The sequence below is a fragment of the Methylobacterium sp. Gmos3 genome (assembly GCF_056430985.1).
In genome coordinates this window covers 541,292-564,391 of the sequence record NZ_JBWJYL010000001.1, presented here as the reverse complement: position 1 = coordinate 564,391, position 23,100 = coordinate 541,292, and the positions used below count along the sequence as shown (strand labels likewise).

Below are 23,100 nucleotides of genomic sequence, written 5' to 3'. Positions count from 1 at the left end.
GGCTCGCGCCGAAGGGTTAGGGATCCGGGGGAGTCCACGACGTGAAGACCGTGCTCGGCATCGAGACCACCTGCGACGAGACCGCCGCCGCCGTGGTCTCGCTCGATCCCGACGGCGCGCCGGTGATCCGCTCCAACGAGGTGCTGAGCCAGATCGCCGAGCACGCCGCCTATGGCGGCGTCGTGCCGGAGATCGCCGCCCGCGCCCATGTGGAGGTGCTGGACCGCCTGATCGCCCGCGCCCTCGAACGGGCCGGGACGCGCCTTGCCGACCTCGACGGCATCGCCGTCGCGGCCGGGCCGGGGCTGATCGGCGGCGTGCTCGTCGGCCTCGTCACAGCCAAGACCCTGGCGCTGGTGGCGAACAAGCCGCTGCTGGCGGTCAACCATCTCGAGGCCCACGCCCTCACCGCCCGGCTGACGGACGGGCTCGACTTCCCCTATCTGCTGCTGCTCGCCTCCGGCGGGCACACGCAGCTCGTGGCCGTGCGCGGCGTCGGCGATTACGTGCGCCTCGGCGGCACCATCGACGACGCCATCGGCGAGGCCTTCGACAAGGCCGCCAAGCTCCTGGGCCTCGGCTATCCCGGCGGGCCGGAAGTGGAGCGCATGGCCGAGGCTGGCGATCCCGAGCGCTTCGCCCTCCCCCGGCCGATGCTGGGGCGGCGGGAGGCCGACTTCTCCCTCTCCGGCCTCAAGACCGCCCTGCGGATCGAGGCCGAGCGCACCGCGCCGCTGGCCGAGCGCGACGTGGCCGACCTCTGCGCCAGCTTCCAGGCGGCGGTGGTCGATGTGGTGATCGACCGCACCCGCGTGGCCCTGCGCGGCTTCGCCGACCGCGCCGGGCGGCCGACCGCCCTGGTCGCGGCGGGGGGCGTCGCCGCCAACGGCGCGATCCGGCGGGCGCTGGCCGCGCTGGCGGGGGAAGCCGGGCTCGCCTTCGTCGCGCCGCCCCTGCACCTCTGCGGCGACAACGGCGCGATGATCGCCTGGGCCGGGCTGGAGCGCCTGCGGCTCGGCCTCGTGGACGACATCACCGCCCCGGCCCGCCCGCGCTGGCCGCTGGCGGCCGAGCCGGTGCCGGGCACCGCTGCATGAATGCCCCCGACCGGCGCGCCGCGTGGCGCGACCTCGTGGAGCGCCGCCTGCCGGAGGCGGCGCGGACCCGCCCGGACTGGCCGGTGCGCCTCGACCATTGCTTCGCCCGCATCCTCCTCGACCATGCCTGCGGCGGCCCCTGGCGCGAGAGCGTGAAGCCGCCGGCCTACGCGAACCTGCCTGCCGACCGGCTGGAAGCGGCGATCGCGCTGGGCGAAACGGTGCTCGCAGGCGAGGCCGACCTCAACGCCCTCAACCGGCGCTCGCTGGCGTGGCGGGGCAAGCTGAGGCAGACCGCATGAGCACACCCGTGAACGTCGTCGGCGGCGGGGCCTGGGGCACGGCGCTCGCCAACGCCGCCGCCGCCGCCGGCCATCCGGTGACCCTGTGGCTGCGCGATCCGCAGGCCGCCGCGCGGCTCGAGGCCGAGCGCGAGAACCCGCGCTACCTGCCGGGCGTGCCCCTGCATCCGGGCGTGCGTGCCACCGGCGAGGCCGACGAGCTCGCGGGCGCACGGGCGAGCCTCCTCGTGGTGCCGGCGCAGACGGTGCGCGGGGTGCTCGGGCACCTCGCCGGGCCGCTGGCGGCCGCGGGGCCGGTGATCCTGTGCGCGAAGGGCATCGAGCGGGGCAGCGACAGCTTCATGAGCGCGGTCGCGGCCGAGGTGCTGCCCGCCGGGACGCCCGTCGCCGTGCTCTCCGGCCCGAGCTTCGCGGCGGACGTCTCGCGCGGCCTGCCCACCGCCGTGACGCTGGCCAGCGCCGATGCCGGCCTCGCGGCCTCACTCTCGGCCCTGCTCTCGGGGCCGACCTTCCGGCTCTACCACACCGACGACGTGCGCGGCGTCGAGATCGGCGGGGCGGGCAAGAACGTGCTGGCCATCGCCTGCGGGATCGTCGCGGGACGGGGGCTCGGAGAGAGCGCCCGCGCCGCCCTCATCGCCCGCGCCTTCGCGGAACTGATGCGGTTCGCGCGTGCCTTCGGCGGGCGGCCGGAGACGCTGATGGGGCTGTCGGGCCTCGGCGACCTCGTGCTGACGGCGGGCTCGCCGCAATCGCGCAATTTCGCCTTCGGCCAGCGCCTCGGCGCTGGGGCGAGCCCGGAGGAGGCGTCGGGCGGCAAGCTCGCGGAGGGCGCCTTCACCGCCGCCGCGCTCACCGGCCTCGCCCGGGCGCGGGGCATCGAGATGCCGGTGGCCGAGGCGGTCGCCGCGCTGGTGGCGGGTGAGACCGATGTGGATACGGTCGCCGCGAAGCTTCTCTCCCGCCCGCTGCGCGGCGAAACGGATTGAGGCGACACGAATCCCGACGAGACGACGATGGCGTATTGGTTGTTCAAGTCCGAGCCCGCGACCTGGTCGTGGGAGCAGCAGGTCGCGGCCGGCGCCGAGGGGACGTTCTGGAACGGCGTGCGCAACCACCTCGCGAAGAAGCACCTGATGGCGATGCAGGTGGGCGAGCGGGGGTTCTTCTACCATTCGAACGAGGGCAAGGCCGTGGTCGGCGTGGTGGAGGTGATCCGCCCCTACTATCCCGACCACACCGACGAGACCGGCCGTTTCGGCATGGTCGATGTCCGGGCCGTCGAGGCGATGCGCATCCCCGTCACCCTCGACGCGATCAAAGGCGAGGCGGCGCTGAAGGACATGGTCCTCGTCACCAACTCCCGGCTCTCGGTGCAGCCGGTCAGCGACGCGGAATGGGCGCTGGTGCGGGCGATGGGGGGAATGGCCGCCGGCTGACAGGCCGCGGCAACAGTCCCTCGGCGAGTAGGCCTCCGCCGCCGTCCTTGCGAGTGTGAGCGAATACCGTCGATGACGGAGAAAGTACTCCGAGAGCCGCACCCGAACGAGTCGGCTCAGCCAGCCTTCTCCAGATCTTGCCCTCCTTCGAGGCCCGCTGACGCGGGCACCTCAGGATGAGGTGAGTGGGTGGGGCCACCTCGACGTGCTCGGTCGCTGCTCCAGCGTGGTTTCGGTATGATCGGGCTCGTCTGCTCCACCGTCTTTGCGAGCGGCCGCGAAGCAATCCAGGGCTGCGGAACCTTGGTTGAATATCAGATAATAATACAACCAAAGGAATCACCCGCTCCGACCAGTCTATCTAAAATATTCAACTATAAAATGTATTGAATTTACCCCGTTTAGGGTCATACTCCCTGCCTCATCAGGCGAATATTGTTCTTGATATCGCAATTTTAAATTCGGCGATATTGCAGGGGTATGTGGGAAATGAATTCCGCACTGGTGCTCGGTGGCGGCGGCTTTATCGGCAACCACATGGTCAACCGATTGAAGTCGGAGGGATTCTGGGTTCGTGCCGTCGACCTGAAGCGGCCTGAGTTCTCACACAGCCGTGCCGACGATTTCCGCACAGGCGACCTGCGCGACCCGGTGTTCTGCCGTTCCGTGATCGATCGGCCCTTCGCCGAGATCTATCAATTCGCCGCCGACATGGGGGGCGCCGGCTTCATCTTCACCGGCGCGAACGACGCCGACATCATGCACAACTCGGCGATGATCAACCTGAACGTGCTGGAAGCGGTCGTCCGGAGCGAGAACCGGCGGATCTTCTACTCATCTTCAGCTTGTATGTACCCCGAGCACAACCAGCTCGACCCGGACAATCCGAACTGCGCCGAGGACAGCGCGTATCCTGCCAATCCCGACAGCGAGTACGGCTGGGAAAAGCTCTTCAGTGAGCGGCTCTATTTCGCGTTCGCGCGCAATCACGGCATCGAGGCGCGGGTCGCACGCTACCACAACATCTTCGGACCCGAAGGGACGTGGCGGGGCGGCCGCGAGAAGGCCCCGGCTGCGGTCTGCCGCAAGGTCGCAGAGGCCCGCTCCGGGGACAGCATCGAGATCTGGGGGGACGGTCGGCAGACCCGCTCCTTCCTGATCGTGGACGAATGCATCGAAGGTACACTTCGTCTGATGCGGTCCGATTTCGCGGGTCCCGTCAATATCGGCTCGGACGAGAGGGTCACGATCAACCAACTCGTCGACATGGTCGCGACCCTATCCGGGAAGACGATTCACAAGACGCATGTCCCCGGCCCCCTGGGAGTCCGGGGCCGCAACTCGGACAACCGTCTGATCTCCGAGCGGCTCGGATGGACCCCGAGCCAGCCCCTGAGCCGCGGCCTCGAGCGGACCTACGGCTGGATCGAGGCCCAGATCCGGGCGTCCTGATCCCGGCCACGCTTGGTCGCCGCCGCTGCCGCCTCGTCTTCGCGTTCGCAAGGAAGTGTGTCGATGAAAAAAGTGATCGTCACGACCACGATCAATCCACCCACCGAGGCGATCGAGAAATTCGATGCGCATCCCGACTATGAATTGATCGTCATCGGCGACAAGAAGACACCTTCCGATTATCGCCTCGCGCGCGGCCAGTACATCACCCCGGATGAGCAGGAGAAGCGGTTCCCGCGCCTGTCCCAATTGCTGGGCTGGAACTGTATCCAGCGCCGCAACATCGGGTTCCTCATCGCCCTGGAAATGGGGGCCGACGTCGTCGCCACGGTCGATGACGACAACATTCCGTCGCCGGGATGGGGCGAGAATCTGCTGATCGGGCAAACCGTGAGGATGCGACGCTACGAGGGGGACGGCCTGGTTTTCGATCCCATCGGCGCCACGAATCACGGGCACCTGTGGCATCGCGGCTTCCCCCTGCAGAGAGTGGGCGCCCGCGACTATTCCCGCTACACCGAGGTCGATGCGACGGTCCGGATCCAGGCCGATTTCTGGAATGGAGATCCCGATATCGACGCGGTCTGCCGGATGATCTTCCGGCCGGATTGTACGTTCCAGGCGGATCGTTTCCCGTTCACGAGCACGGAATTCGCTCCGTTCAATTCACAGAATACTTTCATACACCGGGATTTGCTGCCCGAGTATTTCATGTTTCCCGCAATCGGCCGGATGGACGACATCTGGGGAGCCTATTACCTGCAGGCCGCGACCGGCGTGCGGCCCGTCTTCTGCCGGGCGACCGTGACGCAGCAGCGCAACGTCCATGACCTGACGCGCGATTTCACGCACGAGGTCATCGGCTACGAGAAGACCGAGCCGCTGCTCAACGACCTCGCCGTGGACGCCAGGAACCTGTTCGCGCATATCCCCGGCGTGGCGGTCGCCGCGTTCCAGGAATATCACGCCCTCGCCTCCCAGAGGGTCTGATCGATGGAGACATCGGTCACTTCGTTCCGGGAGCGCCGGTCGCCAATCGCCGTGGCCTACAGCACGAAGGATCGCGTCGACCTGACCCGCGCCACCGCGGGCCGGCTGCTCGCCGAGGACCGCATCGATCTGGTCTGGTTCGACGGCAGCGCCACCCCGGAAGGTCGCGCGCTGCCCGGGGAACTGATGCCCGGTCACGCCGCCGCGACGGCCCTGCACCACGGCGTCGTGGGCGGCCCGGACAGCGCGATCCTGTACGCCCTGCTGACGCTGCGGGAAGCCGGGTATCGCTGGATCGTGCTGATCGAGAACGACATCCTTCTCGACGAAGGGTGGTTCGATGCGCTGTTCGCGGCCGTGGCGGCGGCGGAGCGGGATGGGTTCCGGGTCGGGGGCGCCTCGTGCCGGGTCATCGCCAACCGTGTCCTCAGCGCCAACGGGGACTACGCCCTGCTGTTCAATGCAGGGGCAGGCTTCCTCGCCCTGACGCATGAAGCCGCCGGGCTCGTCATCGAGAACTACCGGACCGTGGACTCCCTCGAGCTGGCGCGGCTCTTCCTGAACCTGACCGGCCTGACGGTCGATTGCTGGTCGAACCCCGACGCAACGGGACCGTCCAGGCTCCTCCTCAGCGCGGATTGGATGTTCGACGCGGCGCTGTACATGCATGGCCTCGTCGTCGCGAGCCCGCCCGCCACGGTGGCCCGCAACATCGATCCCGGCGACAGGACGATCGTCGTCGAGGGCGTCGAGGATCACCGCTCGGGGATGCAGGGCGCGCTCGCGCGAGGATCGCAGCTGCGTCGGATGACGCGGCCGGACGTCCGCTTCCAGCGGTCGGCCTCGTCCGGGCTCCCCATCGTCGGTTGCCATCACCTGCGTCTGGGGGGATTGGGCGCCGACCCGGGGGCCCTCCTGAGCCTCACGGGAGACTGGAAGCGGCGCTGGCTGCAGCACTACGGCCCGTTCGAGCTGTTCGGCAGCGGCAGCCTGACGATCGCGTTGCTCGATGCACCGCTGATGCTTCTGGTGCACGCGCGGGACGGCGCGGCCGTCCTCGAACTGACGGGTTCGTCCGGCGCGACGCAGGTCGTCACCGTCGATCCGCCCGCCGACCCCCTTCCCATCGCCGAGATCGGCCTGGACCCGTTCGGTCAACGGCGCGGGGTGGTGACGGTGAGGGTCACGTCCGGGACGATCGGATGGATCGGCCTGTGCATGGAGCGCGAGCTGCTTCCGTACTACGCCAAGGCGCAGCCGGATTTCGATTTTCTCGCCCTCTAGCGCCTCGATCCGGACCCGGCTGACGCCACGGTCCGGATCGATAGGCACAGAGCCTTATCCGCGACGCTGGGCCTTGGCTTTGCGGGCGAGGTAACGGGCGTCGCGCTGGGCCTTCATCTCGGCCTGCTTGGCGATGGCGCGCTCCTCGGCGGCGAGGCGTTCGCCTTCGACGCGCTCGGCTTCCGCCAAGCGGGCAGCCTCAGCGGCCTCCTCGGCGCGGGCGACCTCGACGAGGCGCTGGGCCTCGCGCTCGGCGGCACGGATCTCGCGGGCGTCGACGATGGCGCGGCGGGCCGAGTGGCGCGCCAGCACGGTCGGATCGTCGGCGGCCGGCCGCGCGCGGAAGCGGGCCAGCATTTCGGACCGCGCTTTCGACGCGGCTTCGAGGCGGTCGGTCAGGGCTTGGCTGTTCTGAAAGCTCACGCAATCTCCGGATCGGGCGGCACTCTCGCGCACCGCCCCGTATAGACAAAAAAGGAAGCCGCCCCGCGGGGGGCGGCTCGGTCATCGATCCTGGAAAGGATCAGGCGGCGCGCAGCTGGCCGGCGGCCTTCTTGCCGCTGCGACGGTCGGTCTCCAGCTCATATGAGATGCGCTGGCCTTCGTTCAACGTGCCGAGGCCGGCGCGCTCGACGGCGGAGATGTGCACGAATACGTCCTCACCGCCCTCTTCCGGCTGGATGAAGCCGAAGCCCTTGGTCGCGTTGAACCACTTCACGGTACCGGTCGACATGGATACGTCTCGATCTTCGCAGGGTCAGAGATAGACAACGACCGCGTGAAGACGCAGAGCGTCGGGTCGAACGATAGCGATAGGAGGGAGAGAGCCGCCCTGCGAAGGAAATACGGCCCAAAGCATCCAAAAACGTACCGAGGATTTCAGCTTAGGCCCCTGCGCTCAATTTTGCAAGGCCGAAGAACTTCTGGACGATAGTTCAGGAAATTCAACCGTTGGCTGGCGTCAGGCCGCGCGGCTCACCGGACGCGACGATTTCGCCTTGGGCTTCGGTTCCGGCTCGGGCGCGTCGAACGATTCGGCGGCGAGGGTGTCCATCACCCGCGCGGCGGGCAGGGTCACGATCACCTCGGTGCCCTGCCGGGGGCGCGATTCGAGCTGGAACTGGCCGCCGTGCAGTTCCACGAGGCCCTTCACGATCGGCAGGCCGAGGCCGGAGCCCTGCTCGGCGGTCTTGATCGCCAGGGCGCCGCGGCCGAACGAGGACATGACCGTGCCGAGCTCGTCCTCGGGGATGCCGGGGCCGCTGTCGCGCACGGAGAGGTACTGGCCGCCCCGCGCCGTCCACCCGACCTTCAGCCAGATCTCCCCGCCCGGCGGCGTGAACTTCACCGCGTTGGAGAGGAGGTTCAGCACGATCTGGCGGAGCGCCCGCTCGTCGGCCCACAGGCGCGGCAGGGTCATGTCGACCATGTCGTGCACGGTCTGGCCCTTCGCCTTGGCCCGGAGCGCCATCATGTGGCGGCACTCCTCCACGATGCTGGAGAGCAGCACCGGCTCCTCGTTCAGCTCGTAGCGCCCGGCCTCGATGCGCGAGAGGTCGAGGATCTCGTTGATGAGGTTGAGCAGGTGCATCCCGCTGTCGTGGATGTCGTTCGAATATTCGCGGTAGGCCGGCGCCGCGTGCTGGCCGAACACCTCGTTCTTCATCACCTCCGAGAAGCCGAGGATGGCGTTGAGCGGCGTGCGCAGCTCGTGGCTCATCGTGGCGAGGAAGCGCGACTTGGCCAGGTTCGCCTCCTCAGCCCGGCGGCGGGCCTCGTCGGAATTGGCCTTGGCCTGTTCCAGCTCGCCGAACACCGCGTCCTTCTCGGCGCGGGAATGGAGGGCGCCCACCGTCGAGGCGTAGAGGCGCCGCGACAGGCCGAGGAAGAAGATCTGCGTGCCTCCGGCCATGGCCACCAGCACCAGCGCGTCCATGCCGCTGGAGAAGGCCGTGAGCGCGATCGTGGCGATCGAGAGCGGCAGCAGGGAGGCCACCGCCGCCACCGGCACGGTCGCCGCCAGCATCGTCGTGACCGCCGAGGCGATGACGAGGGCGAACAGGGCGAAGGTCCAGCCCTCCGTGCCGCCGAGCGCCACCATCCCCGACCAGGACAGGCTCTGCAGCACCTCGCCGATCACGAAGCGGCGGCGCCAGCGGGCGAGATCGATATGCTCCGGGTCCGACGCCAGGAAGGCGCGGCTCATCATGGAGTTGAGCGTGATCATCATGAACACGCACAAAGCCCAGGACGCCGAGACGACCAGCGGCATCCAGAAGGTCGCCGCCCCGGCCAGGGCGATGGCGAACAACCCGAGCGCGATGCCCGATCCGGCCCTGTACTGGGCGTAGTGGCGCAGCAATTCCTGGTCGAAGGCGCGTTCCAGGCCGGTCTGCGAGGTCAGCCTCTCCCGCGCCGAGCGGATGTCGCGGGCGACCCCGAGGCGCCGGGCGGCCTCCTCGGTCGAGGGACCACGCCCGCGCTGGACCATCTCGACGGTGAGATCGGACATGCGCTGCAGGAAGACCGGGCTATTTGGGATTTATTGACGAGAGACGGTGAGGATGTCGCCAAACTCTTAAGAAGCGACTGCCGGAATCCATCCAATCGGACGCATTCGGGAGGCTGTCCCATTTACCGGGGGTCCGTGTGCGCTGGCGCACAGCCCGATGGGCTTTGCCGCGCGCAAAACTGTCGCCACGGGCCGGATTCGGTCCCCCCGCATTCCGAAGTCCGTCATGCCCCAGATCACGATCAACGGCGTGCCGCATGCGGTCGACGCCGATCCGGACACGCCGCTCCTCTGGGTGCTGCGCGACCACCTCACCATGACCGGCACCAAGTACGGCTGCGGCATCGGCCAGTGCGGCGCCTGCACCGTGCATCTCGACGGGCAGCCTGTCCGCGCCTGCCAGACCCGCCTCGGCGATGTCGGCGCGGGGCAGCAGGTCGCTACGATCGAGGGCGTCTCGGGCCGCGTCGCGCAAGCCGTGCAGGCCGCGTGGCGCAAGCTCGACGTGGTCCAGTGCGGCTATTGTCAGTCCGGGCAGATCATGTCCGCCATCGGGCTGCTCTCGGGCAACGCCCGCCCGACCGATGCCGATATCGACGGCGCCATGGACGGCAACATCTGCCGCTGCGGCACCTACCAGCGCATCCGCGCGGCGATCCACGAGGCCGCGCGCTCCCTCGCCTGACCGCTCCGCCGCCCTGCGAAGCCGCCTCCCTTCACGGTCCTGACCGGAGCATCGCCGCCATGCTGAACGTCCGTCGGCCGACTCAGACTTTGCCCTCCCCCCGTCCGAGCCGGCGGGGCTTCCTCGCCGGGGCGGGGGCCATCGTCGTGGCCTTCCGCTTCGATGCCGGTCCGGCCCGCGCCGCCGGGCTCGACCCCGCCGGCATCAAGGCCGACCCGAACGCCTTCGTGCGCATCGGCGCCGACGACACCGTGACCGTGGTGATCAAGCACCTCGACATGGGCCAGGGGAACACGACCGGGCTCGCCACCATCCTGGCGGACGAGCTCGGCGCCGACTGGTCGCGGGTGCGCACCGAATTCGCCCCGGCCGACGCCTCCCGCTACGCCAACCTGCTGATGGGTCCGATCCAGGGCACCGGCGGCTCGACGGCGGTGGCCAATTCCTGGGTGCAATTGCGCAAGGCCGGCGCCGCCGCCCGCGAGATGCTGGTGGCGGCCGCCGCCTTCCAGTGGCGGGTGCCGGTGGCCGAGATCACCGTGGCGGACGGCATCGTGCGCCACGCCGCCTCGAACCGGCAGGCGCGGTTCGGCGAGCTGGCGGCCTCCGCCGCCACCCTCCCCGTCCCGGCCGAGCCCCGGCTCAAGGACCCGAGCGAGTGGACACTCATCGGGAAGCCGGTGTCGCGCCTCGATTCCACGGCCAAGACCGACGGCTCGGCCGTCTATGCCCTCGACATCCGCCGGCCGGGCCAGGTGACGGCGGTGATCGCCCGCGCGCCCTGCTTCGGCGGTACCGTGAAGGGCTTCGACGCTGCCGACGCCCGCAAGGTGCCGGGCGTGCTCGACGTGGTGCAGGTTCCCTCCGGCGTGGCGGTGATCGCGAAGGACACGTGGTCCGCCATGCAGGGCCGCAAGGCGCTGAAGGTGACGTGGGACGAGTCCGCCGCCGAGACCCGCTCCTCGGACGCGATTCTCGCCGAGTACCGGGAAAAGGCCGGCAAGCCCGGCCTCACCGCCTCGAAGCGCGGCGAGCCGGAGGCGGCGCTGAAGGGCGCGGCCAAGGTGATCGAGGCCGAGTTCACCTTCCCCTACCTCGCCCACGCGGCGATGGAGCCCCTGAACGCCACGATCGAGAAGGCGGGTGACGGCGGCTACGACGTCTATGCCGGCTTCCAGTTCCAGACCGTGGAACAGGCGACCATGGCCGCCATCCTCGGTGTGACGCCGGACAAGGTCCGCCTGCACACGACCTGGGCCGGCGGCTCGTTCGGGCGCCGGGCGACCCCCACGGCGGATTACGCCGCCGAGACCGCCGCCGTGTTCAAGGCGAGCGGCGAGGCGGCGCCGATCCACCTCGTCTGGACCCGCGAGGACGACATGACCGGCGGCTATTACCGCCCGAGCGTGTTCCACAAGGTCCGCGCCGGCATTGACGCCAAGGGCGCCATCGTCGGCTGGGACCATGTGATGGTCGGCAAGTCGATCATGATCGGCTCGCCCTTCGAGGCGATGATCGTCAAGGACGGCATCGACGCCACCACCGTCGAGGGCGCCTCGGACACGCCCTACGCGCTCGCCGCCTACCGCTTCGGCGTCCATAACGGCCGCGAGGGCGTGCCGGTCCTGTGGTGGCGCTCGGTCGGCCACAGCCACACCGCCCATGTCATGGAGGTGATGATCGACGACCTCGCCCATGCGGCGGGCGCCGATCCCGTCGCCTACCGGCTGGGGCTGCTCACGGGCGCGCCTCGCCTCGCAGGCGTCCTGCGGCTCGCCGCCGACAAGGCCGGCTGGGGCGCCGCGCAGCAGAAGGGCAGCGGGCTCGGCGTCGCGGTGCACGAATCCTTCGGCTCCTACGTCGCCATGGTGGCGCAGGTGAGCGCCGCCGAGGGCCACGTAAAGGTCGAGCGCATCGTCGCCGCCGTCGATGTCGGCGTCGCCGTCAACCCGGACGTGATCCGCGCGCAGGTCGAGGGCGCGGTGGGCTTCGCCCTGTCCTCGGTGCTGCGCAACCGCATCACCCTGAAGGACGGACAGGTGCAGGAGGCGAATTTCGACGCCTACGAGCCGACCCGGATCAGCGAGATGCCCAAGGTCGAGGTCCACATCGTGTCGAGCGCCGCCGCGCCGACCGGGATCGGCGAGCCCGGCGTGCCGGTCCTCGCGCCGGCCATCGCCAACGCCGTCTTCGCGGCGACGGGGCAGCGGCTGCGGTCCCTCCCCCTCGACCTGTCCGGCACGAAGGGCGCGTGACGAAACGCACAATGTTTCAGCGCGGGTGGGCGTAGACCGAAGAGGCCTTCCCCCAAGGCAAGAGACTCCACTCAAACGGCGCGGCGCGACCCGCGCCGTTTCTTTGTTTGCCCCCTCGTCATTGCGAGCGCAGCGAAGCAATCCAGGGCAGCGGAACGTTTCAGGACATCGCGACTATCTGGATTGCTTCGCTGCGCTCGCAATGACGGGGTGCCGTAGTTACCCGATGCCGCCCTTCGAAGACACCGCCACGCGGTTGCGCGCCTGCCGCCTCTGCCGGGATACGCCGCTCTATGGGCCGCCCCTGCCGCAGGAGCCCCGGCCGATCATCCAGGGCTCGACCGGCGCGCGCCTGTGCGTGGCGAGCCAGGCGCCGGGCACGCGGGCTCACCGCACCGGTATGCCGTTCATGGACCCGTCGGGCGTGCGGCTGCGCTCCTGGCTCGGCCTGGACGAGGCGCAGTTCTACAACCCAGAAAACATCGCCATCGTGCCGATGGGCTCGTGCTTTCCTGGCCTCGACGCCAAGGGCGGCGACAAGCCGCCCCGCCGGGAATGCGCCGAGCGCTGGCGGGAGGAGCTGTTCGCCGGCCTGCCGAACCTCGACCTGATCCTCGTGATCGGCTCCTACGCGCAGGCGTGGCATCTCGGGAAGCTGGAGGGCGGCCTCACCGGCACCGTCCGCCGCTGGCGCGCGATCCTCGATGCGCCGCGCCGCCCGCGCGTCCTGCCCCTGCCCCACCCATCCTGGCGCAACAACGGCTGGCTCAAGCGCGAGCCGTGGTTCGAGGCCGAGTTGCTGCCGGTCCTGCGGGACGAGGTCGCGCGGGTGCTGGCCGTGTGAGTTCGGCCTCCCCGTCATTGCGAGCGCAGCGAAGCAATCCAGGGACACGCCACGGTCGGAAACGTCCCGCTGCCCTGGATTGCTTCGCTCCCGCTCGCAAAGACGGGGCGGGTCTGGCAGCTTCGATGGATCGTTAGCAGGAGACGCCCATGCTGCTCTACGAGCACCCGCTCTCGTCCTATGCGCAGAAGGTCAAGATCGCGCTGCGCGAGAAGGGCGTGGCCTTCACCGCCGAACTGCCCGAGAGCTTCGGCACTGGCAGCCAGGACGGCCCCTTCGCCGCTGCCAACCCGCGCACCGAGGTGCCGGTGCTGATCGACGGCGACGTGACACTCTTCGAATCGACCGTGATCCTCGAATACATCGAGGAACGCTGGCCCGATCCGCCCCTTCTCCCCCGCGCGCCGGCCGGGCGCGCCTTCGCCCGGATCACCGAGGAGGTCTGCGACACGCAATACGAGGCCGTGAACTGGGGCTTCGGCGAGATCCTGTGGTTCCGCCGGGCGGACGGCGACCTCGCCGCGCATCTGCGTACCCAGGCCGCCGCGCAGACCGAAGTGCTGCAGGCGTGGCTGGCCGGGCGTCTCGGGACGGCGGAATGGTTCGGCGGACGGGACTTCGGCTGGGCGGATGCGGCGGTGGCGCCCATGGTCAACCGCTCGGTCCATTACGGCCTCGGCCCGGAGGCCGGCAGCCCGCTCGCCCTCTGGCACGCGCGGGTGCGCGAGCGCCCCTCGGTCGCGAAGACCTTCGCGGAGTTCGACGCGGCCGCCGCGAAGATGGCCGCCGCCTCCGACCTCTACACCACCGGCGGGCGCCGCCGGGAATACCGCGACCACCGCCTCGAATGGATGGTGAAGTCCGGCGGGGTCGAGGTGGTGCTGGCGGGGCTGCGGGATGGCAACATCCGTTTCCCCTGGCCCGGCGGCGCGCATTGACAGCCCGCCCGCCCCCGTGATCGGTGCCCGCATGACCGTGACCGACCCGCGAGACCGCCTCATCGTCGCCCTGGACGTACCGGGCGTGCCCGATGCCGAGGCGCTGATCGACCGCCTGGGCGACGCGGCGACCTTCTACAAGATCGGCTACCGGCTGGCCTATGCCGGCGGGCTGGCGCTGGCCGAGCGCCTCGTCGCGCGGGGCAATAAGGTCTTCCTCGATCTCAAGCTGCACGACATCGGCAACACCATCGAGGAGGGGGTGCGCGCGGTCTCCGGGATCGGCGCCACCTTCCTGACGGTCCACGCCTATCCGCAGACCATGCGGGCGGCGGTGAAGGGCCGGGGCGCGGGCCTGAAGATCCTCGCCGTCACGGTTCTCACCTCCTACGACGACGCGGACGCGGCGGAGGCGGGCTACGCCCTGCCCGTGGCGGAACTCGTCGCCCGGCGCGCCGCACAGGCCGCCGCAATCGGGATCGACGGGCTGGTCTGCTCGGCGGCGGAGGCGGCCGGCGTGCGCGCCATCGTCGGGCCGGACCGCCTGATCGTCACCCCCGGCATTCGCCCGGCGGGGGCCGAGGCGGGCGACCAGAAGCGGGTGATGACGCCGGGCGACGCGCGCCGGGCGGGAATCGACCATGTGGTCGTGGGGCGGCCGATCACCGGCGCCGCCGACCCCAGGGCGGTGGCCCAGGCCATCGTCGCCGAGATGGCATGAGAGGATCAGGGATGACCAAGGGCTATTGGATCGCGCGGGTCGATGTCCGCGATGCCGAGGCGTACAAGGAATACGTGGCGGCCAACGGCGCGGCCTTCGCCAAGTTCGGCGGGCGCTTCCTGATCCGGGGCGGTCGCTACGAGGCGGTGATGGGGCAGGCCCGCAGCCGCAACGTCGTCATCGAGTTCCCGACCTACGAGGACGCCCTCGCCTGCTGGAACTCTGACCTCTACCAGCAGGCCAAGGCCAAGCAGCGCGGCGGCGTCGAGGCCGAAATCCTCGTGATCGAGGGCTACGAGGGGCCGCAGCCCTCCGCCTCCGAGCCCGCCCCGCCCGCGACGCCCGCCTCGGAATAGGCGCGGGCCGGCGCCAGCCCCCGCAGGAGGAAGCCGATCATCGCGTCGAGGGGCGGCACCGGCGGCAGGATCGGCTGGCAGACGAGGAGCGGGTGGGTGTAGCGCGCGATGGCGACGTGGATGCACCCGGCCGCGATGGCGGGGTCGGGGGTCTCGAACTCCCCGGTGCGCACCCCTTCACGGATGATGCGCTCGATCACCGCAGTCACCCCCGCCAGATGATGGCGGCAGACATCCCAGCTCTCACCCATCGCCGCCTCCACCATCTCGTGGATGCGGGGATAGCGCTCGTAACGGTCCATGCTGTGGTGGTGCAGGGCCTCGATGGCCGCGACGAGCCGTTGCGTCGGCGTGAGGCCGGGCCGGTTCGCGATGCCGGCGAGGAGGGCCTCCACCTCGCCGATCAGGCGTTCCAGCACCGCCTCGTTGATCGCCTTCTTCGAGTCGAAGAAGCGGTAGATGTTCGCTGGGCTCATCTTCAGCGCCCGCGCGATGTCCGCGACGGTGGTCTTCTGATAGCCGATCTCGTGGAAGAACGTGTTCGCGGTCGCCATGATGCGGCAGCGCGTGCTCGGCGCGCTCTCTTCCGCCGCGATCTGCAGGGGTTCGTCGAATGGCATGACCCCTAGTAGGGCGGGCCGCAGGGGGCGTCAAAACCCCTGGGCCGCCCCTGGGCTCCGCTCAGGAGCCGAACTGCGAGCCAAGCCGCTCCAGATACTCGGCGAGGTCCACGCCGCCGATCCGCTTGCCGTAATCGAAGCGCATGCCCTGGCGGATGTCGACGCTGGCATTCGGCGTGGTGAGGGTGAACGGCCTCACGCATACCCAGGCGCCGTCGCGGCGGTGCTCGAAGAAACCCAGGATGTCGTGCTTGGCCATGATCCCCTCCCCTCGCCCCTCCAGCGCGCGCTCGCGGCGCGGTGAAGGGCGCGATCCGGTTGTTTCGTAAATACAACTGTCTCGCTTTTAATTGGTTCTCCACATGCGGCGGATTGTTACGGGCGCCTGATGTTAGGCGTCGGGGCGGGCGGCGTTCACCATGTCCGGGGGCTCGACCGCCGGCAGATCCGTCGCCTGCGCCGGATCGGGCCGGCGGCTGCGGGTCATCGGGGCGAGGCTCTGCGTCCGGCCCGTGGCCAGCGCCCGCTCGACGGCTTCGAGCACCCGCAGGTCGCACAGGCCCTCCTCGCCGTCCGGCTCGGGCGCCCGGTCGTTCAGGATGCACTCCGAGAAGGTGCGGGTCTGCCCGCCGAACTGGTCGACGCTCGGATAGGTCAGGCGTTCCGTCTCCCCGCCACGCGTGAGGGTGGCGGCGAGACCGGTGCCGAACAGGAAGCCCGGCTGCATGTGCAGGTCGCCCTTCGTGCCGGTGATCCGGTAGGCATCGACGCCCTCGGTCTCGTAGGAGACGGTGAACTGCGCGAGCCGCCCGCTCGGGAAGCGCAGGGTGACGGCGACGGTGCCGTCGAAGGGGAACGGGCTGTCCGGGCGGCGGCTGCCGAGGGCCGAGACCTCCACCGGCTCCTCGCCGAACAGGTTGCGCGCGGCGTTGATCGGGTAGGTGCCCATGTCGGGCACCGGCCCGGCCCAGTATCCCTGCTTCGCCCGATGATTGCCGGGGCTGACCGTCTGGCCGAAGGTCGCGGTGAACATGAACGGCTCGCCGATCTGCCCCGCCCGCACGCGGGCGATGGCATCGAGCGTCCCCGGCTCGAAATGCAGGCGGTAGGCGAGCATCAGCTTGGCGCCCGAGGCCTGCGCCGCCGCGTTGATCGCCTCGCATTCCGCGACGCTCACCGCCATCGGCTTTTCGAGGAGGACGTGGCACCCGGCTTCCAGCGCCGGCACGGCGTAGTCCCGGTGCATCCCGTTGGGCAGGGCGAGGTAGACCGCGTCGAACAGGTCGGCGGCCAGGGCCTCCTTGTACTGATCGTAGGTGAAGGCGGTGAGGCCGTAGGTCTTGGCCAGGGCGTCCGCCTTCTGCGGATCGCCCGTGACGATGGCCGTCATCTCGGAATTGCCGGTTTGCGCCACCCCCGGCATGAAGGCGGCTTGCGAGATCCAGCCGCCGCCCACCACCGCGTAGCGCACCTTGCGCCCGACCACCCGCTTCGCCCGCATACCCGTCTCCGCTGCACTGCGAAGGCGGAACGCGGGACGGGGGCGGTTGATCCTGAAAGTTCCGCCCTGCCACCGCCGCTTTCGGTCGCGTCCCCGACCGCAGCAGCGAGCCTATGTGTGCGGCGCAACGGACGATCCGTCCGACCGCCCCTCACCTGAAAGCACGTCATGGCCCTGTTTCACTGGATCGGTCGCGTCATCGCCGGCGCCTGGCGTCTCGCCATGGCGGCGTTCATCGGGGTCGTGACCCTGTTCGGAGCTACCCTCGACTTCGCCCTCGGCCTCGTCAGCCGCCTGTACGACAGGTTCGACGTGGGCTTCTCCGACCTCGCGGCGCAGTCGCGCCAGCGCAGGGCGGCCAAGGCCCAGGTGGCCGCCCCCGCCGAGTAAGCGGCGCGCTCAGCCGGACAGGCGGTCGAGATGCTCGTTGCAGAGGGTCTCGACCAACTGGTCGAGATGGGCGATTCGCTCCACGAGCCACACCAACTCGTCCGGGGTGATCTCATAACTTGGCGAGTATCGCGCCTTCACGTACGCATCGTGCAGCTGTGAGAAGGCCCGCCGGGCAAACCGGGTCTCACGTGGCCATGCCGCGATCATCCTTGCGTCCCTCCCTTCGGCGAGACTGCGCAATCGTTTTAGGTTGTGCAGCTTCGGGCTGTACAACGTCAGAACCAGAAGGAAGCAGTGGTAGAACCGTTCGGTCGCCTGATGCAGATCGAACGCAGCTTCGTTGGCGTATCCGCGAGTGACCGAACCCTGGCCGATCTCGAACCGGCGCTTCGCACTGGGCAGCCAATGCTCGGCATAGCGCCGAGCCTCCGCAAGGCGTTCCTCTGGCGAGAGGGGCCGGGGTGATGCCAAGGGGAAGCCGTCCACCTCGTGCAGCACGATCCCGTCGCGGGCGATATCCACGAAGAACGGCAGGCCGCGTGCGAGCCGGTCGTTAAGATCCCCATAGCTGTGAACGATCAGCCCGACCGGCGTCGTGGGGGTGCCGCCGAGGGCGGCTTCGCGATTGAAGCGATCCTGCGCCCAATCCCAGGCGTCGAAATCCTCCGCGAACGCGTCGGAATTGACCACGACGAGCAGATCGTAATCGGAGTGATAGCCGCTGGCGTAGTCGTCGATCCAGTCGCCGCGTGCATGCGATCCAAAGAGGATCACCTTCAAGATACGCCCGCCCCGGCGCTTTTCCGAGAGCTTGCCCGCCTGGGCCGTCTCGAATTCAGCGAACAGGATCTGCGCGATGCGCTGCAATTCGCGCTGTTTGCGCCCAGGCAGGTGGACGAGGCGATCGGGAAACAACATCGGGGGCGCTCTGAACGCCCCGAGCTTATACGCGGCAGGGCGGATGCCAAAGGGCGGGGCCGCCACTTGCAGGGCTCTGCCCTGCACCCGCGAAAGGTCCCGGACCTTTCGAATCCGGGACCTTCGGACGCGCTTACTTCAACGCCCCGATGTGCTCGTGGAAGTCCGGTCCGTTGGTCGTCTTCGCCACGTGGCCGGCGCGGATCAGGTAATCGCCGAAATGCTCCCCGGCCTGCTTGGCCGTGGCGAACTCGGCGAAGAGCGGATCCAGCGTCGAGACCACCTCGGACGGCGAGGCGTCCTCGCGGTAGAGCTTGCCCAGCCGCGAGCCGTCAAAGGCCGCGCCGAGATAGAGGTGGTAGCGCTCGGGGCCGCGACCCACGAGGCCGATCTCGGCGAGGAAGGGCCGGGCGCAGCCGTTGGGGCAGCCGGTCGAGCGGATGGTGATCTCCTCGTTCTGCAACCCATGCTTGGCGAGGCTCGCCTCAAGGTCATCCATCAGGCCCGGCAGGAAGCGCTCGCTCTCGGCCAACGCCAGCCCGCAGGTCGGCATGGCGACGCAGGCGATGGAGTTGCGCCGGAGCGCCCCCGCCCCCTTCGTCAACCCGTACTCGTCGACCAGCGCCTCGATGGCCGCGCGCTGGGCCTCCGGCACGTTGGCGATGATGACGTTCTGGTTGGCCGTCAGGCGGAAATCGCCCTTGTGCACCTCGGCGATCCGGCGCAGGCCCGAGAGGAATTGCGCCCCGTTCTCGATGTCCTTGATCCGGCCGGAGGGGACGTAGAGCGTCAGGTGGTGGCGCCCGTCGTCGCCCTCGGTCCAGCCGAAGCGGTCGCCGTTGCTGGTGAAGGTGAACGGCTTCGGCGCTTCGAGCTTCTTGCCCGCCCGCGCCTCGACCTCGGCCCGGAAGGCGTCGAGGCCGTAGCGCTCGATCGTGTACTTCAGTCGGGCGTTCTTGCGGTTCTTGCGGTTGCCCCAGTCCCGCTGGACGGTCATCACCGCCTCGGCATAGCGCAGGGCGTCCTCGGCCTTGCAGTAGCCCATCACGTCGGCGGTGCGGGGGAAGGTGTCCGGCTCGCCGTGGGTCATGCCCATGCCGCCACCGACGGTGATGTTCCAGCCGGTGACGGTGTTCTTCTTGTCGAGGATCGCGATGAACCCGAGATCGTGGGCGAAGACGTCGACCTCGTTGTTCGGCGGCACGGTGATCACGGTCTTGAACTTCCGCGGCAGGTAGGTCTTGCCGTATATCGGCTCGACCTCCTGCACCTCGTCCTCGCCGCCGATCACGCGCTCGCCATCGAGCCAGATCTCGCGCCAGGCGCGGGTCCGCGGCAGCAGCGAGTTCGAGATATCCTTGGCGAGCTGGTAGGCGGTGGCGTGCGCCTTGGCCTGGGCCGGGTTGGTCGAGGCCATGACGTTGCGGTTCACGTCGCCGCAGGCGGCGATGGTGTCGAGCAGGGCCGCGTCGATGGCGGCCATGGTCCGCTTCAGGTTCGACTTGATGATGCCGTGGAACTGGAAGGTCTGGCGCGTCGTCGCGCGCATCGCATCGCCGCCATAGGTGCGGGCGATGTCGTCGAGGATCAGCCATTGCTTGGGCGTGATCACGCCGCCCGCGATGCGCAGGCGGATCATGAAGCCGTAGGCCTTTTCGAGCTTCTTCTTGCTCCGCTCGGGGCGCAGGTCGCGATCGTCCTGCAGGTACATCCCGTGGAACTTCACGAGCTGCCCGTCATCCTCGGAGATGGCCCCCGTGGCATGGGCCAGGAGCCCGTCCGCGAGGGTGCCGCGCAGGTAGCCGCTGGCGATCTTGATGTGCTCGTTGGCCGCGAGCTTCTCCGCCCGCGCGGCTTCGGCGTCCGTGATCGGGCGCGAGGTCGGCGGGGTCTCGTAGACGCGCTTGGCGGGGGTGGGTGTGCCGTCGGTCATGGGTCTGGTCCGGTGCTGCTGCCGGTCGCTGCCTTCACCTCCCTCCCCCCTCTGCGGGGGAGGGTGCCCCGCGCGAGCGGGGCGGGAGAGGGGCAGCGCGCCGGTTCAGGATATGGCTCCCGCCGCGACCCGTCCGGATGCGGCGTTCCCCTCTCCCGACCCCTGCTGACGCAGGGGCCACCCTCCCCCGCAGAGGGGGGAGGGCTCGTGGCTGTCAGTAAACGTCCTGCTGGTACTTCCTGGCCCGCTCCAGCCCGGCGACATGCGCCTCGGCATCGGCGGTGGACAGGCCCTTCACGCTCTCGAAGGCCCGCACCACCGCGGCGCGGACGTCCTTGGCCATCTGCTTGGCATCGCCGCAGACGTAGAAATGGGCGCCCCCGTCCAGCCATTCCACCAATTCGGCGGCGTGCTGGTCGATCCTGTGCTGGACGTAGACCTTCTCCGGCTGGTCCCGCGAGAACGCCACGTCGATCTTGGTGAGCGACCTGTCCTCCAGCGCGTCCTGCCATTCGAGCTGGTACAGGAAGTCGTGGGTGAAGTGGCGATCCCCGAAGAACAGCCACGAGCGGCCGGGGGCCTCGGTGGCGCGACGCTCCTGCACGAAGGCGCGGAACGGGGCGACGCCGGTGCCGGGGCCGACCATGATGATGTCGGTGGCCGGATCCGCCGGCAGGCGGAAATGCTTGTTCGGCTTCAGCCGCACCCGCAGCTTGGCGCCGTTCTTGATCCGGTCCGCCACATGGACCGAGGCGACGCCGGCGCGCTTGCGGCCGAAGGTCTCGTAGCGCACCGCCACGATGGCGAGGTGGACCTCGTCGCCGACTTCCTTGCGCGACGACGCGATGGAATAGGCGCGGGGCGGCAGCGGCCGGGTGATGGTGCCGAGATGCTCGGCGGTGAGCTTGGCCGGGAAGCGCTCGATCAGGTCGATGAGGTTGCGGCCCTCGATCCAGGCGCGGACCTCGCCGCTCTCCACGAAGGCCTTGGCCTCCTCCGAACCCGTCGCCTTGGCGAAGCGCTCGATCGTCGCGGCGGACAGCGTGGTGATGTCGCGCTCGGCGAGCAGCGCCTTGCGCAGGGCCTCGTCACCCGAGAGGCCCGTGGCGGCCAGGATCTCGTCCACCAGCTGCGGGTCGTTCTCGGGGTAGATCTCCAGGGAATCGCCCGGCTCGTAGGCCGGCGCCCCGTCCTCGAAGGCGAGCGCGAGGTGGATCGTCTCCTTGTCGGAGCGCGAGGAATTGAGGTTCACGTGCTCGACCACCTCGACCACGACGGGATCGCGGCTCGGTTCGGAATCGTCGTCCCCACCGGCGCGTGCGAAATCCACCGCCACGACGTTGTCGGGGGCGGCGGCGGGCGCGAGCGCCTTGAGGGTGCCTTTGATCCACTCGGCGGCGGGCGTCTCGAAGTCGAGGTCGAGATCGGCCCGCTCGGCGGCGCGCTTGGCGCCCAGCGCTTCGAACCGCGCGTCGAGCGCCTTCCCGATGGCGCAGAACTCCGCGTAGGACGTGTCGCCCAGCGCCAGCACCGCGAACTCGACGCCCTCCAGGCGCGGGGCGCCCTCGCCCATCAGCTCGCCATAGGCCCGCACCGCGCGGGCCGGGGGCTCGCCCTCGCCCCAGGTGGCGGCGATGGCCACCAGCTTGCCGGCCTTCGGCAGGGTCGCGAGGTCGAGGTCGGCGAAGTCGACCACCTTCGGCTTGAAGCCCTGCTTCCGGGCGAGCTTGGCGACGTCGCCCGCGAGCTTTTCGGAATTGCCCGACTCGCTCGCGTAGATGACCGTCAGCGGCTCGCTGGCCTTGGGCGCCTGGGCGGGCGCCGCCTGGGCCTGACCCCCGGCGGCGTCGAGCCCGGCGAGAAAGCCTGCGAGCCATGCGCGTTGGACCGGGCTCGCGTTGACGAGAACGGCATCGAGGCTGGCGCGCTCGCCGTCCCCAAAGGGAGCGGTGCGCGGAAGAAGAGCGGAGCGAGACATCACCGGACCATGTCGTCGGGCGCGGGGCCCATGTCAACCAAGAACGTTCTTTTTGCAGAACGGCACGAAATGAGGAGATCGCCTTCGCCGCGTGCGGCGAAGGGAGAAGATCATTCTCCGACCGCGACGAGCGCCGGAGCCATTTCCGGCAGATGCCGCGTCGCCTTCGGCGGAGCCGGCAGCGGCAGGGCGGTGGTGGACTTCACCTTTTCCATGGCAAAGCGCGAGGTCACGTTCTTCAATGGAAGGACGGAGATGAGGCGCTTATAGAACGCATCGTAGGCCTGCATGTCTGCGACCACGACGCGCAGCATATAGTCGACATCGCCGGCCATCCGGTAGAATTCCAGCACTTCCGGCATGGCCGATACCGTGTCGGCGAAGCGCTGGAGCCAATCCTGCGAGTGGTCGGCGGTCTCGATCGAAACGAACACCGTCAGCCCCAGCCCGAGCTTCACGGGATCGAGCACCGCCACGCGCCGGTCGATCACCCCATCCGCCTCCAGGCGCTGGATGCGCTTCCAGCACGGCGTCTGCGACAGGCCGACCTTCTCGCCGATGGCGGCGATGGAGAGGGTGGCGTCCCGCTGCAGCAGGGCCAGGATCTTCAGGTCGATGGCGTCCAAAAGGAACCTCCGCCGTTTCGGCGCCCCTTTGAGGGAAGAAGGAACTTCCCGCTCTATAGGGGTTAGATGGCGTTTGTGAGAATAATTTTTTACAAACGAAGAGGCGTTGCCCTCGTTCCGTGTGCGTTGACGCACCCGCCGCAGGCATTTTCAGGGGTGCGAATCGGCCCCGTCGCCTTGACTTCGTTCGGTATAGCGAACATTTCGACCCCTCGACAACCGGCGCGGCCCACCACGTCCACAGGGCCGGCGCAGG

23 protein-coding genes and 1 pseudogene are annotated in these 23,100 nt (G+C 69.2%); 14 read left to right on the top strand and 10 right to left on the bottom strand.

Translation table 11 applies throughout. From position 1 onward, the window contains the following. Positions 1 to 41: 41 nt before the first annotated feature. The 7 genes and pseudogenes from tsaD (at position 42) to ACS5Q7_RS02670 (ending at position 6,564) form a co-directional block, all read left to right on the top strand. A complete protein-coding gene (gene tsaD / locus ACS5Q7_RS02700) occupies positions 42 to 1,097 on the top strand; it encodes a tRNA (adenosine(37)-N6)-threonylcarbamoyltransferase complex transferase subunit TsaD (protein ID WP_478337868.1) in 1,056 nt (351 codons plus the stop codon). After that, positions 1,094 to 1,384, top strand: a pseudogene (locus tag ACS5Q7_RS02695) (GNAT family N-acetyltransferase); the annotation flags it as partial. The gene tsaD and the pseudogene ACS5Q7_RS02695, both read left to right, overlap by 4 nt. 11 nt (positions 1,385 to 1,395) lie before the next feature. After that, positions 1,396 to 2,388, top strand: coding sequence for an NAD(P)H-dependent glycerol-3-phosphate dehydrogenase (locus ACS5Q7_RS02690; protein WP_478337867.1), 993 nt, complete (start codon positions 1,396 to 1,398; stop codon positions 2,386 to 2,388). Between the two features lie 27 nt (positions 2,389 to 2,415). Beyond that, on the top strand, positions 2,416 to 2,838 hold the full coding sequence (locus tag ACS5Q7_RS02685; RefSeq protein WP_478337866.1) for an EVE domain-containing protein: 423 nt from the start codon (positions 2,416 to 2,418) through the stop codon (positions 2,836 to 2,838). A 504-nt stretch (positions 2,839 to 3,342) separates the two neighbouring features. Further along, positions 3,343 to 4,290 (top strand): NAD-dependent epimerase/dehydratase family protein, encoded by a 948-nt coding sequence (locus tag ACS5Q7_RS02680; RefSeq protein ID WP_478337865.1) that lies wholly within the window; start codon positions 3,343 to 3,345, stop codon positions 4,288 to 4,290. Positions 4,291 to 4,302: 12 nt separating this feature from the next. Further along, positions 4,303 to 5,280, top strand: a complete 978-nt coding sequence (locus ACS5Q7_RS02675; protein WP_478337864.1) for a hypothetical protein — start codon at positions 4,303 to 4,305, stop codon at positions 5,278 to 5,280. Between the two features lie 3 nt (positions 5,281 to 5,283). Further along, entirely contained in the window at positions 5,284 to 6,564 is a 1,281-nt protein-coding gene (locus ACS5Q7_RS02670) for a hypothetical protein (protein ID WP_478337863.1), read from the top strand. A 54-nt stretch (positions 6,565 to 6,618) separates the two neighbouring features. Here the strand turns inward: ACS5Q7_RS02670 and ACS5Q7_RS02665 are convergent, their stop codons facing one another. From ACS5Q7_RS02665 to ACS5Q7_RS02655, 3 genes are all read right to left on the bottom strand, one after another. Further along, a complete protein-coding gene (locus tag ACS5Q7_RS02665) occupies positions 6,619 to 6,987 on the bottom strand; it encodes a DUF6481 family protein (protein WP_478337862.1) in 369 nt (122 codons plus the stop codon). A gap of 100 nt (positions 6,988 to 7,087) precedes the next feature. Next, positions 7,088 to 7,297 (bottom strand): cold-shock protein, encoded by a 210-nt coding sequence (locus ACS5Q7_RS02660; RefSeq protein ID WP_478337861.1) that lies wholly within the window; start codon positions 7,295 to 7,297, stop codon positions 7,088 to 7,090. Between the two features lie 228 nt (positions 7,298 to 7,525). Continuing rightward, positions 7,526 to 9,076: a sensor histidine kinase gene (locus tag ACS5Q7_RS02655; protein WP_478337860.1), complete on the bottom strand. Its 1,551-nt coding sequence runs from the start codon at positions 9,074 to 9,076 to the stop codon at positions 7,526 to 7,528. Between the two features lie 226 nt (positions 9,077 to 9,302). Here ACS5Q7_RS02655 and ACS5Q7_RS02650 point away from each other — a divergent pair, with 226 nt between their 5' ends. The 6 genes from ACS5Q7_RS02650 (at position 9,303) to ACS5Q7_RS02625 (ending at position 14,875) form a co-directional block, all read left to right on the top strand. After that, positions 9,303 to 9,761 (top strand): (2Fe-2S)-binding protein, encoded by a 459-nt coding sequence (locus ACS5Q7_RS02650; protein WP_478337859.1) that lies wholly within the window; start codon positions 9,303 to 9,305, stop codon positions 9,759 to 9,761. Between the two features lie 59 nt (positions 9,762 to 9,820). Further along, positions 9,821 to 12,016 carry a xanthine dehydrogenase family protein molybdopterin-binding subunit gene (locus ACS5Q7_RS02645; protein WP_478337858.1) on the top strand — a complete coding sequence of 732 codons (2,196 nt, stop codon included), beginning with the start codon at positions 9,821 to 9,823 and terminating at the stop codon, positions 12,014 to 12,016. A gap of 226 nt (positions 12,017 to 12,242) precedes the next feature. Then, entirely contained in the window at positions 12,243 to 12,860 is a 618-nt protein-coding gene (locus ACS5Q7_RS02640; protein ID WP_478337857.1) for a uracil-DNA glycosylase family protein, read from the top strand. 149 nt (positions 12,861 to 13,009) lie between these two features. Continuing rightward, positions 13,010 to 13,798, top strand: coding sequence for a glutathione S-transferase family protein (locus tag ACS5Q7_RS02635; RefSeq protein ID WP_478337856.1), 789 nt, complete (start codon positions 13,010 to 13,012; stop codon positions 13,796 to 13,798). Between the two features lie 31 nt (positions 13,799 to 13,829). After that, positions 13,830 to 14,519, top strand: coding sequence for an orotidine-5'-phosphate decarboxylase (gene pyrF, locus ACS5Q7_RS02630; RefSeq protein WP_478337855.1), 690 nt, complete (start codon positions 13,830 to 13,832; stop codon positions 14,517 to 14,519). A gap of 11 nt (positions 14,520 to 14,530) precedes the next feature. After that, complete coding sequence (locus ACS5Q7_RS02625) at positions 14,531 to 14,875, top strand: DUF1330 domain-containing protein (RefSeq protein ID WP_478337854.1); 345 nt, start codon at positions 14,531 to 14,533, stop codon at positions 14,873 to 14,875. Here the strand turns inward: ACS5Q7_RS02625 and ACS5Q7_RS02620 are convergent. The 3 genes from ACS5Q7_RS02620 to ACS5Q7_RS02610 all read right to left on the bottom strand — a co-directional run bounded on the left by ACS5Q7_RS02620 (position 14,812) and on the right by ACS5Q7_RS02610 (position 16,996). Next, entirely contained in the window at positions 14,812 to 15,495 is a 684-nt protein-coding gene (locus ACS5Q7_RS02620) for a TetR/AcrR family transcriptional regulator (protein WP_478337853.1), read from the bottom strand. The genes ACS5Q7_RS02625 and ACS5Q7_RS02620 overlap by 64 nt on opposite strands. Before the next feature lie 61 nt (positions 15,496 to 15,556). Further along, positions 15,557 to 15,754, bottom strand: coding sequence for a hypothetical protein (locus ACS5Q7_RS02615; protein ID WP_243952929.1), 198 nt, complete (start codon positions 15,752 to 15,754; stop codon positions 15,557 to 15,559). Positions 15,755 to 15,886: 132 nt separating this feature from the next. Then, complete coding sequence (locus ACS5Q7_RS02610) at positions 15,887 to 16,996, bottom strand: Gfo/Idh/MocA family protein (RefSeq protein ID WP_478337852.1); 1,110 nt, start codon at positions 16,994 to 16,996, stop codon at positions 15,887 to 15,889. Positions 16,997 to 17,164: 168 nt separating this feature from the next. Between ACS5Q7_RS02610 and ACS5Q7_RS02605 the strand changes: the two genes are divergently transcribed. Beyond that, positions 17,165 to 17,386 (top strand): hypothetical protein, encoded by a 222-nt coding sequence (locus ACS5Q7_RS02605; RefSeq protein WP_478337851.1) that lies wholly within the window; start codon positions 17,165 to 17,167, stop codon positions 17,384 to 17,386. A 9-nt stretch (positions 17,387 to 17,395) separates the two neighbouring features. Here ACS5Q7_RS02605 and ACS5Q7_RS02600 read toward each other — a convergent pair whose 3' ends face one another. The 4 genes from ACS5Q7_RS02600 to ACS5Q7_RS02585 all read right to left on the bottom strand — a co-directional run bounded on the left by ACS5Q7_RS02600 (position 17,396) and on the right by ACS5Q7_RS02585 (position 22,844). After that, a complete protein-coding gene (locus tag ACS5Q7_RS02600) occupies positions 17,396 to 18,307 on the bottom strand; it encodes a HEPN domain-containing protein (RefSeq protein WP_478337850.1) in 912 nt (303 codons plus the stop codon). Between the two features lie 133 nt (positions 18,308 to 18,440). Next, on the bottom strand, positions 18,441 to 20,240 hold the full coding sequence (locus ACS5Q7_RS02595) for an NADPH-dependent assimilatory sulfite reductase hemoprotein subunit (protein ID WP_478337849.1): 1,800 nt from the start codon (positions 20,238 to 20,240) through the stop codon (positions 18,441 to 18,443). 214 nt (positions 20,241 to 20,454) lie between these two features. Continuing rightward, positions 20,455 to 22,218 carry a diflavin oxidoreductase gene (locus tag ACS5Q7_RS02590; protein WP_478337848.1) on the bottom strand — a complete coding sequence of 588 codons (1,764 nt, stop codon included), beginning with the start codon at positions 22,216 to 22,218 and terminating at the stop codon, positions 20,455 to 20,457. 110 nt (positions 22,219 to 22,328) lie between these two features. Next, positions 22,329 to 22,844 (bottom strand): Lrp/AsnC family transcriptional regulator, encoded by a 516-nt coding sequence (locus ACS5Q7_RS02585; RefSeq protein ID WP_342164539.1) that lies wholly within the window; start codon positions 22,842 to 22,844, stop codon positions 22,329 to 22,331. Positions 22,845 to 23,100: the final 256 nt, after the last annotated feature.